A 14,601-nucleotide genomic window follows, 5' to 3' on the forward strand; every position below is an offset into this window, starting at 1 on the left:
CATCCTGTCCCGCGAAAGCGGAAACAAGTCTGACGGAAAGTGACGGCGCGCATGTTGCAGCAGCGTCCCGCCGCGGCCTAAAGTTCGCTCATCTTCCAGTGCCCGCGGTCCCCAGCCGCCGCCACGTGCAAGCGGACACCGATGACAGACGCATTTCCGTTCAAGGCCTTCCTCGTCACCGTCTCTCTCCTGTTGCCGCTGGCAGGGCCGGTCGGTTCGGTCCTGGCCCAGGATGAGGACGTGCCGCGGATCGAGACGACGGCCCGCGAAGCGTTGCTCGTCGATGGCGAAACCGGCACGGTCCTGTTCGCCAAGAATGCCGACGCGCCGTTCCCCCCGGCCTCTCTCGCCAAGATGATGACGATGGAAATCGTCTTTGCCGCGATCAAGGACGGGACGCTCACCCTCGACACGGAATTTCCCGTCAGCGAGCATGCCTGGCGCACCGGCGGCGCACCGTCGCGGACCTCGACGATGTTCGCCGAGCTGAAGTCGCAGGTGCCGGTCTCGGCGCTGATCCGCGGGGCGATCATCCAGTCGGCCAACGACGCTGCGATCGTCATCGCCGAGGGCATGGAAGGCTCCGAGGCGGCCTTTGCCGAGCGCATGAACGCCCGGGCCCGCGAGCTCGGCATGATCAATTCGCGCTTCGCCAATCCGACCGGCCTGCCGGCGGACGACCAGTATGTCACCGCCCGTGACCTGATCACGCTGGCGCGTCATCTCCGGTCCACCTATCCCGAGCTCTACGCGATCTATGCCGAGCCGGCCTTCGAGTGGAACAAGATCTTCCAGCGCAATCGCAATCCGCTGCTGTCGATGGAGATCGGCGCCGACGGGATCGAGACCGGCTACACCGAGGCCTCGGGGTTCAGCCTGGTCGGCGCCACCTCGCATGGCGGCCGCGATACGCTTCTGGCGGTGAGCGGGCTCGAAACCGCCGGCGACCGCGCCAGCGAAGCCCGCAAGCTGCTCCTGTGGGCGCGGGAATCGTTCGAATCGGAGACGCTGTTTCCGGCCGGCCAGATCGTCGGGTCGGCGAATGTCTTTGGCGGCGAATCCGGGAGTGTGGCGCTGGCCGCGACGGAGGCCGTCGAGGCGCTGGTCCCCGCCGACGCACCGGAGCTCGTCAGCCTGCAGATCCGCTATCTGGAACCGCTGATCGCGCCAATCGCCGAAGGCCAGACCGTTGCCTCGCTGGATATTCTGGTAGAAGGAGAGCCGGTGCTTTCGCGCGACCTCCACGCTGCCAGCGCGGTGGCCGCCGGAAGCTTCACCGACCGCGCGCTCGGCGCGGTCAGGGAGCTCGCCGTCGGCTGGCTCCGGACGCTCTGATCATCCACGCGGACGCGAATTGACCCGATTTTTCATGACATTCGAGGGCGGCGAGGGGAGCGGCAAGACGACCCAGATCGCGCGCCTTGCCGGCCATCTGCGCAGCGAGGGCCACGACGTCGTCACCACCCGCGAGCCGGGTGGCTCGCCCGGCGCGGACGCGCTGCGGCACGTCATCCTGTCGGGCGCCGCCGAGGGGCTGGGCGTCGAGGTCGAGGCGATGCTCTTCGCCGCTGCCCGCGCCGACCATGTCGACACGCTGATCCGGCCGGCACTGGATGCCGGCAAGATCGTCCTGTGCGACCGGTTCCACGATTCCACCCGGGTCTATCAATTCCTCGATTCCGAGCTCGACCAGGATTATCGCGACGCGATGGAGCGGGCGGCGCTCGGCGATCTCCTGCCGAACCTGACCATCATCCTCGACGTGCCGGCGAGCGTCGGCGTCGAGCGGGCGCGGCAGCGCCGGGCCGACCATTCGCCCGACCGTTTCGAGAAGGAGGACGAAGCGCTGCACGAACGCCGTCGCCAGGCCTTCCGCAAGCTCGCCGAGGACGAACCGGAGCGCTGCGTGATCGTCGACGGCACGCAGGCCGAAGACAAGGTCGCAGCAGAGATCCGGGACCTCATCGACGACCGCCTCGGGGCGGCCCGGTTCGAGGCGATCGGCCAGTCGCTGGGGGCAGGGCAGGCCATCCGATGAGCGACGCGGCGCTGGACATCCCGGCGAGCCACGACGATCTCGACGGCGTGCCGCCGCCCGCGGCAACGCCCACGCTTTTCGGGCACCGCCGTGAATTCGCCGAACTGGCGTCGGCCGAAGCGGCCGGGCGGCTGCACCATGCCTGGCTGTTTCAGGGCCCGCGCGGGGTCGGCAAGGCGACGACCGCCTTCGCCTTCGCCCGGCACCTGCTTTCACCCGCGTACGCCAAAGGCACCGAGCCGCCGGTGTTCGATCCGGCCGACCCGGCCATGCGCCAGATCGCGCTCGGCACCTATCCCGGTCTCGTCCATGTGACCCGGCCGCCGGTCGAGAAGGGCACGGGCTTTCGCACCCAGATCACTGTCGAGGGCGTGCGCAAGCTCAACCGCTTCTTCCAGGCCACCGGCTCGCGCACGAGCTGGCGGATCGCGATCATCGATCCGGCCGACGACATGAACCGCAGCGCCGCCAACGCGCTTCTGAAAATCCTCGAGGAGCCGCCGGCGCGCTCGGTCTTCCTGATCATGAACCATACGCCGGGCCGGCTGTTGCCGACCATCCGGTCGCGCTGCCGCACGCTGCGCTTCGAGCCGCTGGGCGACCATGATCTGGCCGCAGCGACCGCCGCGGCGCTGCCCAGCGCCGGCAAGGATGAGATTGCCGCCGCCCTGCCGCTCAGCGAAGGCAGCGCACGGCAGGCGATCTCCCTGATCGCCTACGGCGGGATCGAGATCCGGCAGTCGCTCCAGACGCTCATTGCAGCAGACCGGCCCGATTGGAACAGCATCCATTCCATGGCCGACGCCCTGACCCAGAAGGGGCGCGAGCAGGCGTACGAGTTTCTGATCACCGCGCTTCTGTCGGCAACAGCCGAGGCGAGCGAGGCCTGCCTTTCGCGCGGCGACAGCGCCGGGGCCGCGTCGCTCGCGGCGCTCTGGCAGGACGAGACCTCAAGGCTGCGCGAGGCTGCGGCCTACAATCTCGACCGCAAGCAGGCGCTGCTGACGCTTTTCGACCGGTTCTACCGCTGCCGCGGGGCGGCAAGCGCCGCCTGAGCGGTCTTGCGGCAGGTTTCGGACGCCGATCGATTGAGCCGCCTGCGCCAATGCACTATGTCGCAGGGATCACGTCGCCTATCGTACCGGAGTTTGACGACAGCCCCATGGCCGAACGCTTCTACCTGACCACCGCGATCTCCTATCCGAACGGTCGTCCGCATATCGGCCACGCTTACGAGTTCATCGCGACCGACGCCCTGGCGCGCTTCAAGCGGCTGGACGGCTACGACGTGTTCTTCCTGACGGGCACCGACGAGCACGGGATCAAGATGCTGCAGAGCGCGCGCGAGCAGGGCATCAGTCCGGCCGAGCTCGCCCGGCGGAACTCGGCCGAGTTCGAGGCGATGGCGGCGCTTCTGGGCGGCACCAACGACGATTTCATCCGCACCAGCGAAGACCGGCACGTGGCCGCCAGCCAGGCGATCTGGACCAAGATGGCCGCCGCTGGAGACGTCTACAAGGACGCCTATTCGGGCTGGTACTCGGTCCGCGACGAAGCCTATTACGGCGAAGACGAGACCGAGCTGCGCGAGGACGGCAAGCGCTACGGGCCGCAGGGCTCGCCCGTCGAATGGGTGGCCGAGGAAAGCTATTTCTTCAAGCTGTCGGAGTTCCAGGACCGGCTGCTGGCGCTTTACGAGGACAATCCGGACTTCATCGGCCCGGCCGAGCGGCGCAACGAGGTGATGTCCTTCGTGCGCTCGGGCCTGCGCGACCTGTCGATCTCGCGGACCACCTTCGACTGGGGCATTCCCGTACCCGGCGACGAGAAGCACGTCATGTATGTGTGGGTCGACGCCCTCACCAACTACCTGACCGCCACAGGCTTTCCGGAGGAGGGCGAGCGCTCGGCCTACTGGCCCGCCGACTTGCATGTCATCGGCAAGGACATCGTGCGCTTCCACACGGTCTACTGGCCGGCCTTCCTGATGTCCGCCGGCCTGCCGGTGCCGCGCCGCGTCTATGCACACGGCTTCCTGTTCAACCGCGGGGAGAAGATGTCGAAGTCGGTCGGCAACGTCATCGATCCGGCCGCCCTGGTCGACGTCTACGGCCTCGATCGGCTGCGCTATTTCCTGCTCCGCGAGGTGCCGTTCGGCCAGGACGGCAATTATTCCCACGAGGCGATCGTCAACCGGACCAATTCCGAGCTCGCCAACGATCTCGGCAATCTGGCGCAGCGGTCGCTGTCGATGGTGGGCAAGCATTGCGGCGCCAAGGTGCCGACGCCGGGCGCGTTCATCGAGGCCGATACCGCGATCCTGACGGCGGCGAACGACCTGTTGCCCAAGGTCCGCACGATGATCGACCGGCAGGAACTGCACGGCGTTCTCGCCGCGATCATCGCCGTGGTCAGCGAAGCCAATCGCTATTTCGCCGGCCAGGAGCCCTGGGCGCTGCGCAAGAGCGATCCGGCGCGCATGGAGACGGTGCTGTTCGTCACCGCCGAATTCCTGCGCCGCGTGGCGATCCTGCTGCAGCCCTTCGTGCCGGAGAGCGCCGGCAAGCTGCTCGACATTCTCGGGGTCGGCCCGGACGCCCGGACGTTCAACGAACTGACGCCGGATGTCCGCCTGGCCCCGGGTGCTGACCTGCCGGCGCCGCAGCCGATCTTCCCGCGCTTCGTCGACGCGGAAGACGCCGCATCATGATGCCGTTCCTCGTCGACAGCCATTGCCATCTGGACTTCCCGGACTTCGCCGAGGATCGCGCGGACCTGATCGCCCGCGCCAAGGCCGAAGGCGTCGGCCTGTTCGTGACGATCTCGACCTTCGTCTCGAAGATCGAGAGCTTGAAGGCGATCACGCGGGACCACCCGGAGGTCTATGCCTCGGTCGGCACCCATCCGCACAATGCCGCCGCCGAGCCGGATGTCAGCACCGCCGATCTCGTGCGTCTGTCGCAGGATCAGCGGATCGTCGCCATCGGCGAAGCCGGGCTCGACTATTTCTATGACAAGGCGCCGCGCGACATTCAGGAGACGGTGTTTCGCCGGCATATCGCGGCGGCACGCGAGACCGGGCTGCCGCTGGTGATCCATTCGCGCGATGCCGACGAGGACATGATCCGCATCCTCGAGGACGAAAGCGGGAAGGGGGCCTTCCCCTTCATCCTGCACTGCTTCTCCGCCGGACCGCGGCTCGCCGAGGTCGGCGTGGCGCTTGGCGGCCATGTGTCGTTCTCCGGCATCCTGGCCTTCAAGAAGTCCGAGGAGATCCGCGCCATCGCCGCCGACGTGCCGATGGAGCGCCTGCTGGTGGAGACCGACGCGCCGTATCTCGCGCCGCCGCCGTATCGCGGCAAGCGCAATGAGCCGGCTTACGTTCGCCATACCGCCGAGGTCCTTGCAGAAACGAAGGGAGTCGATCTGGCGACCATCGCGCGCCAGACCTCGGACAATTTCTTCGCGCTGTTCTCGAAAGTTCCCGATCCGAGAACGGCTTAGGCGGAGACGCTGAGGGTGAGCGACACGCTACGGCTGACCATTCTGGGCTGCGCTTCATCGCCGGGCGTTCCGCGCATCAACGGCGACTGGGGCGCCTGCGACCCCACGAACCCGAAGAACCGCCGGCTGCGGTCGTCGGCGCTGATCGAGCGGATCGGACCGAATGGCCGGACCGTCGTCGCCATCGATTGCGGACCGGATTTTCGCGAGCAGATGCTGATGGTCCGGGTCGCGCATCTCGATGCCGTGGTGCTGACTCATCCGCATGCCGACCACATCCACGGCATGGACGATCTGCGCGGCTACATGCTGACGCAGAAGTCCCGGATTCCGGTGCATTCCGACCATTCGACCCATGCCCGGGTGCTGGAAGCCTTTCGCTATTGCTTCGAGACTCCGGCGGGCAGCGCCTATCCGCCGGTGGCGCGGCATGTCGAGATCAGCGCCGGCGAGGCATTCTCAGTCGACGGCGCCGGCGGCAAGCTGAGCTTTGCGCCATTTCGCCAGGAGCACGGCTCGATCCATTCGCTGGGCTACCGGATCGGTCCGCTGGCTTATTGCAGCGATGTCAGCGACTTTCCAGACGCCGCCATCGAGGCCATTGCCGGTGCGCAGCATATCATCATCGACGCGCTCCAGTACCGGACGCATCCCAGCCATCTGTCTGTCGAACAGGCGCTCGACTGGATCTCGCGTCTCGGCGTGCCCGAAGCGACGCTGACCCACATGCATATTCCGCTGGACTACGACACGCTCTGCCGCGAACTGCCGGACCATGTGCGTCCGGGCTTCGACGGCCTGACGCTGGAGTGGCCGCTCGACGCTTGAGCCGGCTGCGACCGGATCGCTGGCCCACCGAGGCCGTCCAACGTCCGGCATATCTGCCGCCCATCAGCAGTTATCTATTCGGTTCCATAATCTATCTTATGCAACTTAGGCGTATGGGTGGATGGGTATGGACTCGGCTGTGGGCCGTGTGAGATGCCGCGATGCGTGTCGGCCATCGCTGGCCCTTCCCCTCCCGTCCGCTCGTCGCTATGCGGGATCGATCCGCAGGACTGTTCCGGAGTTTCGCCATGACGCCATCCAAGGACGTTGCACGCCTCGTCGAGATCATGGCGGCACTGCGCGATCCGGTGACCGGCTGTCCCTGGGATGTCGAGCAGGATTTCGCGACGATCGCGCCCTACACGATCGAGGAAGCCTACGAGGTCGCCGACGCCATCGAACGCAACGACGCGGTCGACCTGCGTGAGGAACTGGGCGACCTGCTGCTGCAGGTCGTCTATCACGCGCAGCTGGCAACCGAGGCCGGCCTGTTCGATTTTGGCGACGTGGTGGACGGCATCACCCGCAAGATGATCCGCCGGCATCCGCATGTTTTCGGCGATGCGGAGGCGCGCTCGGCGGGCTCGGCCAAGGGCCATTGGGAGCGCATCAAGGCCGCGGAAAAGGCCGAGCGCGCGGCGCTGCGCGAAACTGTCGCCACGGTCGCGCTGACGGCCGACACGCCGGTGCCAGAGGCTGCGGACCAGGCCGGATCGGGGTTTCTCGACGGGGTTCCGTCAGGCTTTCCGGCGCTGACGCTGGCGCTGAAAATCCAGCAGAAAGCCGCGAAAGTCGGCTTCGACTGGGATCGGCCGGAACCGATCGTTGGCAAGATCGTCGAGGAAATCGACGAAGTCGCCGAGGCCGCGGAGAGTGGCGACCGCGACGCGCTGGAGGGCGAGATCGGCGATCTTCTGTTCAGTGCGGTCAATCTCGCGCGCTATCACGAGATCGATCCCGAATCCGCGCTGCGGCGTTGCGTGCGCAAGTTCCGCGGGCGGTTTCGACATATCGAACAGGAGCTTGCTGCGACGGGCCGCGCCTTGGAAACCGCCAGTCTCGATGAAATGGAAGCGCTCTGGATCGCAGCCAAGACGCGCAACCAGCCGGCTGTCTCCTGACGGGATCGGGCCGATTGTGAGGTCCCGAGCAGATACCGCCGTTCCCGGTTGCCGCAATCAGGCCTTCGGAGTTTGGGTGCCCCATCTCGGCCGTTTCGGCTCGCCTTTGGGCTTCGCGGCGCCCTTTGTCCGGGCCGCGCGCCGGGAGGCTCCGTCCGCTAGCGCGATCCAGCGCTCCGCTTCGTCCGGGTCGTCGAAGGCAGCATCCGGCATCCGATAATAGGGCATCCGCACCGGGCTTCGGCCGGTGCGGGCGTAATGCCAGTTTCGCAGACCTTCGGCCTCGTAGATGGCGTCGGTCTCGGTATCGCTCTTGAGATAGAGCTCGCCGTCGACGACCAGGGCGAGGATGCGATCCCCGGCATAGATCCCCTGCTCGCCGAACATCCGGCGAATGCGAAATCCGGGAACCGAGGCGAAGAGCTCGCGGAGAAAGTCCTCGTCCATCGGACCGTTCAGATGTGATGACGGGCGGTCATCCCGGCTGGCCGGCAAGCGCCGCCAGATCGGCCTGCTTCAGCTCGACGGATTCACCGCAGCCGCAAGCCGAGGTCTGGTTGGGATTGCGGAAGGTGAAGCCGGACCGCAGGACGGTCTCCTCATAATCCATCTCCGTACCGAGCAGGAACAGGACCGCTTCCGGCGCGACCAGCACCCTGGCGCCGTCCTTCTCGATCATGTCCTCGTTGGGATTGGCTTCGGTTGCGAGGTCGATGGTGTATTCCATCCCTGCGCAGCCGCCCTTCTTGATGCCGACCCGCAGGCCGAGCGCATCCTCGCCCTTGCTCGACGTGATCGCCTTGACCCGCTCGGCAGCGGCGTCGGTCATGCTCATCACGGTGAAGCGGCCCATGGCGGCCTCCTTTCGAGAAATTCTGTCACGTAGACACTATCAGAAAGATGGGGCGCTTCGCGAGGCGCCACAAGGCGAACGCTGCGTCGGCATATGTGCTGCTGGCCGTGCAACACCGCTTAGGACCGCGACCAGAGTTCTCGTGTGGCGAGTTCGGCGGCATGGCCGTCGGGATCGCGGAAATAGAGGCTGTGGCCCCGGCCCCGCGACCATTTCACCTCGCTTTCGACCGCAACGCTGCAGGCTTCGAGATGGCCGCGCCATTCATCCACCGAGCCCGGCGGAATGCCGAGCGCGAAGTGGATCGGACCCCGGCCGTCATGCGGCGGGATCGTCCCGTCCGGTGTCGCCACCGGTTCCAGTGTGGAGCCGCGTGCGAACAGGATCAGGACCGTGCCGTCGGGCAGGCGGAAGACGCAGATGCGCTCTTCCTCGAACAGCGGCTCGATGCCGAGCACCGCCTGATAGAACGCCTTCGACCGCGCCATGTCATCGACATAGAGGCAGGTTTCCAGCAATCCCGACAGCGGCGGCGTCATGGGTTGCGCGTCAGAACCAGCCGACGGCGACCTGCGCCTCTTCGCTCATCCGCTCGGGCGTCCACGGAGGATCGAAGACGAGGTCGACGCGGACCTGGCCGACGCCGTCGACGGAGCTGACGGCGTTCTCGACCCATATCGGCATCTCGCCGGCGACCGGGCAACCCGGCGCGGTCAAAGTCATCTCGACGTCGACATTGCGCTCGTCGTCGATGTCGATCTTGTAGATCAGGCCGAGCTCGTAGATGTCGGCCGGGATCTCCGGGTCGTAGACGGTCTTCAGCGCGCCGACGATGTCGTCGGTGAGGCGCGTGAGCTCCTCGGCCGGGATCGCCGATTGCGTGCCGTTGTCGCCGGACGCCATGGCGACGTTGGCGGCGGCGGTGTCGTCCGCTACGGGCTTTTGTTCGGCTTGGTCGGTCATGCGATCATCCTTGCGGCCTGCCCCGGTCTCGCGTGATCGCGATGCTGCGGGGCCATGCCTTCAAAATCTTCTCTGGCGGGCGCCTGATCAGGCGAAGAAGCGCCGCGCCTTTTCGAGCGCCTCGGCCAGGCGATCGATCTCGTCGGTCGTATTATACATACCAAACGATGCCCGACATGTGGAAGTCGCGCCGTATCGCTTCAAGAGCGGCTGGGCGCAGTGGGTGCCGGCGCGCACGGCGACGCCCTCACGGTCGATGACCATGGAAATGTCGTGGGCGTGGATGCCCTCCAGATCGAAGGAGACGATGGCCCCCTTCCCCGGCGCTTCGCCATAGATGCGCAAGGAGTTCACTGCGCGCAAACGCTCATGGGCGTAGTCGCGCAGGGTCTCCTCATGCGCCGCGATCGCCTCGCGGCCGATGTGGCGCATGTAATCCAGCGACGCACCGAGGCCGATGGCCTGGACGATCGGCGGCGTGCCCGCCTCGAAGCGGTGCGGCGGCGCGTTGTAGGTGACCGCGTCCTCGGTCACCTCGACGATCATCTCGCCGCCGCCATTGAAGGGCCGGGTGCGCTCCAGCATCTCGCGCTTACCGTAGAGAATGCCGATGCCGGTCGGGCCATAGACCTTGTGTCCGGTGAAGACGTAGAAATCGCAGCTGAGATCCTGCACGTCGACCGGCAGATGCACGGCGGCCTGGCTGCCGTCGACGAGCACCGGAATGCCCCTGGCATGGGCCATCGCGCATACCGCCTTCACGTCGACGACGGTGCCCAGCACGTTCGACATGTGGGTGGTGGCGATCATCTTCGTGCGCGGCGTGATCGCCCGCTCGAAGGCGGCGACGTCGATGGAGCCGTCTTCCTCGACCGGTACGAAGACCAGCTTGGCGCCCTTCTTCTCGCGGATGAAGTGCCAGGGCACGATGTTGGAGTGGTGCTCCATGATCGTCAGGACGATCTCGTCGCCCTCGCCGATCTCGTTCATGCCGTAGCCATAGGCGACGAGGTTGATCGCCTCGGTCGCGGACCGCGTGAAGACGATCTCCTCGGCGCTCGGGGCGTTCAGGAAGTCCGAGACCTTGCCACGGGCCGCCTCGAATTCCTCGGTGGCCTTGTTGGACAGGAAGTGCAGGCCGCGATGGACGTTGGCGTAGTCCTCGCTATAGGCCTTCTGGATCGCGTCGAGCATGGCCCGCGGCTTCTGGGCCGAGGCGCCGTTGTCGAGATAGACCAGCGGCTTGCCGTAGACTTCCTTCGACAGGATCGGGAAGTCGCGCCGGATGGCGTCGATGTCGTAGGCGGGACTGGCCGCAGCCATCACGTCAGCCTTCATGGCACGGGAACTCCGGTTTGCGCGCGGGTCGCCTCGGCATGGCCGAGGGGCGAGACGGGCGCGGCCGAAATCTCCGGCGCGCCCGTCAGGACCGCATTATCGCTCGTGTGCGAGCCAGGCGTCGATGCGCTCCATCAGCGCGTCTCCGGCCGCTTCGTCTTCCAGCTCTTCCACGACCTCGGCGACGAAGGCCTTCACGAGCAGCGCCCGTGCCGGTTTCTCCGGAATGCCGCGCGACATCAGATAGAACAGGTGATCGGCGTTGATCTCGCCCGCCGTCGCGCCGTGTCCGCACTGCACGTCGTCGGCGAAGATCTCCAGTTCGGGCTTGGCCGAGAAGTCACCCTGGTCCGACAGGAGCAGCGTGTTGCAGGCCATCTTCGCGTCGGTCTTCTGGGCATCCTTGGCGACCTTGATCATGCCCTGGAAGACGCCGTGGCCGCCGGTGACCACGTTCCGGAAGGTCTCCGTCGCGGTGGTGTTGGGCACCTGGTGGCGCAGGGTCGTCGTCACGTCGACATGCTGGCCCTCGGTCAGAAGGTTCACGCCGCGGATGCGAATCTCGCTGTTCTCGCCAACGGATTCGACGTGAACCTCGTTGCGCACCAGTGCGCCACCGCTGTTCAGGACGAACAGCTTGAAGACGGCATTGGCGCCGACGGTCACGTTGAGCTGGCCGAGATGGGCCGCCGACATGCCCTTCGCCTGATCGATGATCCAGAGCACTTCGGCCCCGTCGGCGATGGTCAGATGCGACACGCCGGTCGAAGGAGCGCCGGTGGCATTGCCCTCGATGCGCTCGACGAAGGTCGCGCGGGCGCCCTCGCCGACCGTGCAGCGGGCAAAGCCATGGCCGCGCTCGCCGGTGCCGGCGCGCAGCTCGATCGCGGACGTCAGCGCCGTACCGGCAGCGACGTTGACCACGACGGCCGGTGCGCCGAAGGCGGCATTGACCAGGCGGACCGTATCGATCGGCCGATCGAGATGGTTCGGCGACTTGTTCCAGTCCGCCGCCTCGCTCACCGCCGCGATCTGCACGCCCTCGGGCGCGGTGGTCGCAGCCGGGTCGCTCATCTCGACCACATGGCTGTTGTGCAGGAGCGGCGCCAGCAGCGCCGGGGCCTCGCTCGCCGTCGCCTCGGCCGCCGGCAGGCGTCCCATCAGGGTGCGCAGATCGGTGTAGTGCCAGGCTTCGGTGCGCCGGTTGGGCAGGCCCTCACGGCGCAGGGCGTCGATAGCGGAAGCCGCCGTCGCGACGTTGCCGGCCAGCTCGGCGCTGTCGATCAGCGCTGCCTCGGCCGGGCTTCGGGTCTTGAGCTGATGCACCGTCATGATCAGGCTGCCTCGTCGATCAGCTGGCCGTAGCCCTCGTTCTCGAGCTGCAGGGCCAGGTTCTTGTCGCCGGTCTTGATGATGCGGCCCTTGTAGAGGACGTGCACCGTGTCCGGCACGATGTAGTCGAGCAGGCGCTGGTAATGGGTGATGACCAGGAACGAGCGCTCCGGCGAACGCAGTGCGTTGACGCCGTCGGCGACGATCTTCAGCGCGTCGATGTCGAGGCCGGAATCGGTCTCGTCCATGACGCAGAGCTTGGGCTCCAGCAACGCCATCTGCAGGATCTCGGCGCGCTTCTTCTCACCGCCCGAGAAGCCGACATTCAGCGGCCGCTTTAGCATGGCGGCGTCGATCTTCAGATCGGCGGCCGCAGCCTTCACCCGGCGCATGAAGTCGGGCGTGGTCAGCTCGCCCTCGCCGCGCGCCTTGCGCTGCGAGTTGAGCGCGGTCTTCAGGAAGGTCATCGTGGCGACGCCCGGGATCTCCAGCGGATACTGGAAGGCCAGGAAGACGCCCGAGGCGGCGCGCTCGGCCGGGTCCATCTCGAGGATCGACTCGCCGTTGTAGAGAATGTCGCCCTCGGTGACCTCGTAGTCGGTGCGACCGGCGAGGATGTAGGACAAGGTCGACTTGCCGGAGCCGTTCGGCCCCATGATCGCCGCGACCTCGCCGTCCTGGACGGTCAGATTGACGCCGCGCAGGATCTCGGTTTCGTCGTCCGCCACGCGGGCATGAAGGTTCTTGATTTCAAGCATGTCAGTTCCTGCGATCAGTAGCTGCGCGTGTCGCGCAATTCATAGTGTTGCGAGCGTTCGTCGAACCGCTTCAGGACGCGCCGCGCCTCGTCGGGGACGTAGCTGCGCTCGTGGTCATCGCCGACAAAGGCCTTCACGTTGTCGATGGAATCGAACTCCATGATGGTGATGAACTCGACCTCGTCGGCAAGCGGGCGACGCAACACCTCTATGCGGCGGAACCCGGGAATGGCCTTGCCTTCGATGCCCTTGATCACCTCAGAGCGAAGGATCGACTCGTACGTTTCGGCGTTTTCCGGCGTCGTGTATCCATGCCAGATCCGCTTGATCATCCCACCGACCCTTCGAGGCTGATGCCGATCAGCTTCTGCGCCTCGACGGCGAACTCCATCGGGAGCTGCTGGATCACGTCCTTGACGAAGCCGTTGACGATCAGCGCCACGGCCTCCTCCTCGGGGATGCCGCGCTGCATGCAGTAGAACAGCTGGTCGTCCGATATCTTCGAGGTGGTCGCCTCGTGCTCGAACTGCGCGGTGGCGTTCTTCACCTCGATATAGGGCACGGTGTGGGCGCCGCAGTCGTTACCGATCAGCAGCGAGTCGCACTGGGTGAAGTTGCGAGCATTCGTCGCCTTGCGGTTGGCCGAGACCTGGCCGCGATAGGTGTTGTTCGAATTGCCCGCCGAGATGCCCTTGGAGATGATGCGGCTCGAGGTGTTCTTGCCGAGATGCAGCATCTTGGTGCCGCTGTCGATCTGCTGGCGACCGTTGGACACGGCGATGGAATAGAACTCGCCGCGGGAATTGTCGCCGCGCAGGATGCAGGACGGGTACTTCCAGGTGATCGCCGAACCGGTCTCCACCTGGGTCCAGGAAATGCGCGAGTTCTTGCCGCGGCAGTCGCCCCGCTTGGTGACGAAATTGTAGATTCCGCCCTTGCCGTCCTTGTCGCCCGGATACCAGTTCTGGACGGTGGAGTACTTGATCTCGGCATCGTCCAGCGCGATCAGCTCGACCACCGCCGCATGCAGCTGGTTCTCGTCGCGCTGGGGCGCCGTGCAGCCTTCAAGATAAGAGACGTAGGAGCCCTCATCGGCGATGATCAGCGTGCGCTCGAACTGGCCGGTGTTCTTCTCGTTGATCCGGAAATAGGTCGACAGCTCCATCGGGCAGCGAACGCCCTTCGGCACGTAGACGAAGGAGCCGTCGGTGAAGACCGCGGAGTTCATCGTGGCGAAGAAATTGTCGGACACCGGCACGACCGAGCCGAGATATTTCTTCACCAGCTCCGGGTGCTCGCGGATCGCCTCGGAGATCGGCATGAAGATCACGCCGGCCTTCTGGAGTTCCTTCTTGAAGGTCGTGGCGACGGAGACCGAATCGAACACGGCATCGACGGCGACGCGGCTTTCGCGCGGCGCGATCTCGTTGCCGTCCTCGTCATAGGTCGGCTCGGCCGCCGGCTTGACGACGCCGGCCAGCATTTCCTGCTCGCGAAGCGGAATGCCGAGCTTCTCGTAGGTGCGCAGGATCTCGGGATCGACCTCGTCCAGCGAGGCCGGGCCGGACATGGATTTCGGCGCGGCGTAATAGTGGATGTCCTGGAAATCGATCTCGGGATAGTCGAGACGCGCCCAGGACGGGCTCTCCATCGTCTTCCAGCGCTCGAACGCCTCCAAACGCCAGTCCAGCATCCACTGGGGCTCGTCCTTCTTGGCGGAGATCAGCCGGATGATGTCTTCGTTGAGCCCCTTGGGCGCCACATCCATCTCGATGAGCGTCTCGAAGCCGTATTTGTACTGATCGACATCGATCTTGCGGACCTGATCGATGGTTTCCTGAACTGCTGGCATTCCAATTCTCCATA

At 65.9% G+C, this 14,601-nt stretch carries 16 protein-coding genes; 7 read left to right on the forward strand and 9 right to left on the reverse strand.

The window, feature by feature from the left end:
• The first annotated feature begins 141 nt into the window (after positions 1-141).
• From SI859A1_RS09910 to mazG, 7 genes are all read left to right on the forward strand, one after another.
• Positions 142-1,335 (forward strand): D-alanyl-D-alanine carboxypeptidase family protein, encoded by a 1,194-nt coding sequence (locus SI859A1_RS09910; RefSeq protein ID WP_081451366.1) that lies wholly within the window; start codon positions 142-144, stop codon positions 1,333-1,335.
• A gap of 34 nt (positions 1,336-1,369) precedes the next feature.
• On the forward strand, positions 1,370-2,038 hold the full coding sequence (gene tmk / locus SI859A1_RS09915) for a dTMP kinase (protein ID WP_009209648.1): 669 nt from the start codon (positions 1,370-1,372) through the stop codon (positions 2,036-2,038).
• Positions 2,035-3,093 carry a DNA polymerase III subunit delta' gene (locus SI859A1_RS09920; RefSeq protein ID WP_009209649.1) on the forward strand — a complete coding sequence of 353 codons (1,059 nt, stop codon included), beginning with the start codon at positions 2,035-2,037 and terminating at the stop codon, positions 3,091-3,093. Before tmk ends, SI859A1_RS09920 begins: the two co-directional genes overlap by 4 nt.
• Before the next feature lie 107 nt (positions 3,094-3,200).
• Entirely contained in the window at positions 3,201-4,748 is a 1,548-nt protein-coding gene (gene metG, locus SI859A1_RS09925; protein ID WP_009209650.1) for a methionine--tRNA ligase, read from the forward strand.
• A complete protein-coding gene (locus SI859A1_RS09930) occupies positions 4,748-5,542 on the forward strand; it encodes a TatD family hydrolase (RefSeq protein WP_009209651.1) in 795 nt (264 codons plus the stop codon). Before metG ends, SI859A1_RS09930 begins: the two co-directional genes overlap by 1 nt.
• Positions 5,543-5,557: 15 nt before the next feature.
• Entirely contained in the window at positions 5,558-6,370 is an 813-nt protein-coding gene (locus SI859A1_RS09935) for an MBL fold metallo-hydrolase (protein ID WP_009209652.1), read from the forward strand.
• 248 nt (positions 6,371-6,618) lie between these two features.
• Positions 6,619-7,491: a nucleoside triphosphate pyrophosphohydrolase gene (gene mazG / locus SI859A1_RS09940; RefSeq protein WP_009209653.1), complete on the forward strand. Its 873-nt coding sequence runs from the start codon at positions 6,619-6,621 to the stop codon at positions 7,489-7,491.
• Between the two features lie 57 nt (positions 7,492-7,548).
• Here the strand turns inward: mazG and SI859A1_RS09945 are convergent, their stop codons facing one another.
• The 9 genes from SI859A1_RS09945 to sufB all read right to left on the reverse strand — a co-directional run bounded on the left by SI859A1_RS09945 (position 7,549) and on the right by sufB (position 14,587).
• The gene (locus SI859A1_RS09945) at positions 7,549-7,938 is read right to left on the reverse strand and encodes a TfoX/Sxy family protein (RefSeq protein WP_009209654.1); all 390 of its coding nucleotides are present in this window, start codon (positions 7,936-7,938) and stop codon (positions 7,549-7,551) included.
• 28 nt (positions 7,939-7,966) lie between these two features.
• A complete protein-coding gene (gene sufA, locus SI859A1_RS09950; RefSeq protein ID WP_009209655.1) occupies positions 7,967-8,344 on the reverse strand; it encodes a Fe-S cluster assembly scaffold SufA in 378 nt (125 codons plus the stop codon).
• 119 nt (positions 8,345-8,463) lie between these two features.
• A complete protein-coding gene (locus SI859A1_RS09955) occupies positions 8,464-8,883 on the reverse strand; it encodes a VOC family protein (protein WP_040325660.1) in 420 nt (139 codons plus the stop codon).
• A gap of 10 nt (positions 8,884-8,893) precedes the next feature.
• Complete coding sequence (locus SI859A1_RS09960; protein WP_009209657.1) at positions 8,894-9,247, reverse strand: SUF system Fe-S cluster assembly protein; 354 nt, start codon at positions 9,245-9,247, stop codon at positions 8,894-8,896.
• A 147-nt stretch (positions 9,248-9,394) separates the two neighbouring features.
• On the reverse strand, positions 9,395-10,645 hold the full coding sequence (locus tag SI859A1_RS09965; protein WP_244400960.1) for a cysteine desulfurase: 1,251 nt from the start codon (positions 10,643-10,645) through the stop codon (positions 9,395-9,397).
• Positions 10,646-10,741: 96 nt separating this feature from the next.
• On the reverse strand, positions 10,742-11,977 hold the full coding sequence (sufD, locus tag SI859A1_RS09970) for a Fe-S cluster assembly protein SufD (protein ID WP_009209659.1): 1,236 nt from the start codon (positions 11,975-11,977) through the stop codon (positions 10,742-10,744).
• Between the two features lie 2 nt (positions 11,978-11,979).
• Complete coding sequence (gene sufC / locus SI859A1_RS09975; RefSeq protein ID WP_009209660.1) at positions 11,980-12,735, reverse strand: Fe-S cluster assembly ATPase SufC; 756 nt, start codon at positions 12,733-12,735, stop codon at positions 11,980-11,982.
• A 14-nt stretch (positions 12,736-12,749) separates the two neighbouring features.
• The gene (locus tag SI859A1_RS22095) at positions 12,750-13,067 is read right to left on the reverse strand and encodes an antibiotic biosynthesis monooxygenase family protein (RefSeq protein WP_040325662.1); all 318 of its coding nucleotides are present in this window, start codon (positions 13,065-13,067) and stop codon (positions 12,750-12,752) included.
• The gene (sufB, locus tag SI859A1_RS09985) at positions 13,064-14,587 is read right to left on the reverse strand and encodes a Fe-S cluster assembly protein SufB (protein ID WP_009209661.1); all 1,524 of its coding nucleotides are present in this window, start codon (positions 14,585-14,587) and stop codon (positions 13,064-13,066) included. The genes SI859A1_RS22095 and sufB overlap by 4 nt, the downstream gene beginning before the upstream one ends.
• Positions 14,588-14,601: the final 14 nt, after the last annotated feature.

Source organism: Aurantimonas manganoxydans SI85-9A1, assembly GCF_000153465.1.
In the GTDB taxonomy this organism is placed as follows: Bacteria; Pseudomonadota; Alphaproteobacteria; order Rhizobiales; family Rhizobiaceae; genus Aurantimonas; species Aurantimonas manganoxydans.

Bases quoted from the DNA above. Each gene is read 5' to 3' on its own strand.
- SI859A1_RS09965 (WP_244400960.1), bottom strand. From the start codon at position 10,645: ATGAAGGCTGACGTGATGGCTGCGGCCAGTCCCGCCTACGACATCGAC.
- SI859A1_RS09920 (WP_009209649.1), top strand. From the start codon at position 2,035: ATGAGCGACGCGGCGCTGGACATCCCGGCGAGCCACGACGATCTCGAC.
- SI859A1_RS22095 (WP_040325662.1), bottom strand. From the start codon at position 13,067: ATGATCAAGCGGATCTGGCATGGATACACGACGCCGGAAAACGCCGAA.
- sufA (WP_009209655.1), bottom strand. From the start codon at position 8,344: ATGGGCCGCTTCACCGTGATGAGCATGACCGACGCCGCTGCCGAGCGG.
- mazG (WP_009209653.1), top strand. From the start codon at position 6,619: ATGACGCCATCCAAGGACGTTGCACGCCTCGTCGAGATCATGGCGGCA.
- tmk (WP_009209648.1), top strand. From the start codon at position 1,370: ATGACATTCGAGGGCGGCGAGGGGAGCGGCAAGACGACCCAGATCGCG.
- metG (WP_009209650.1), top strand. From the start codon at position 3,201: ATGGCCGAACGCTTCTACCTGACCACCGCGATCTCCTATCCGAACGGT.
- sufC (WP_009209660.1), bottom strand. From the start codon at position 12,735: ATGCTTGAAATCAAGAACCTTCATGCCCGCGTGGCGGACGACGAAACC.
- SI859A1_RS09930 (WP_009209651.1), top strand. From the start codon at position 4,748: ATGCCGTTCCTCGTCGACAGCCATTGCCATCTGGACTTCCCGGACTTC.
- sufD (WP_009209659.1), bottom strand. From the start codon at position 11,977: ATGACGGTGCATCAGCTCAAGACCCGAAGCCCGGCCGAGGCAGCGCTG.
- SI859A1_RS09960 (WP_009209657.1), bottom strand. From the start codon at position 9,247: ATGGCGTCCGGCGACAACGGCACGCAATCGGCGATCCCGGCCGAGGAG.
- sufB (WP_009209661.1), bottom strand. From the start codon at position 14,587: ATGCCAGCAGTTCAGGAAACCATCGATCAGGTCCGCAAGATCGATGTC.
- SI859A1_RS09955 (WP_040325660.1), bottom strand. From the start codon at position 8,883: ATGACGCCGCCGCTGTCGGGATTGCTGGAAACCTGCCTCTATGTCGAT.
- SI859A1_RS09945 (WP_009209654.1), bottom strand. From the start codon at position 7,938: ATGGACGAGGACTTTCTCCGCGAGCTCTTCGCCTCGGTTCCCGGATTT.
- SI859A1_RS09910 (WP_081451366.1), top strand. From the start codon at position 142: ATGACAGACGCATTTCCGTTCAAGGCCTTCCTCGTCACCGTCTCTCTC.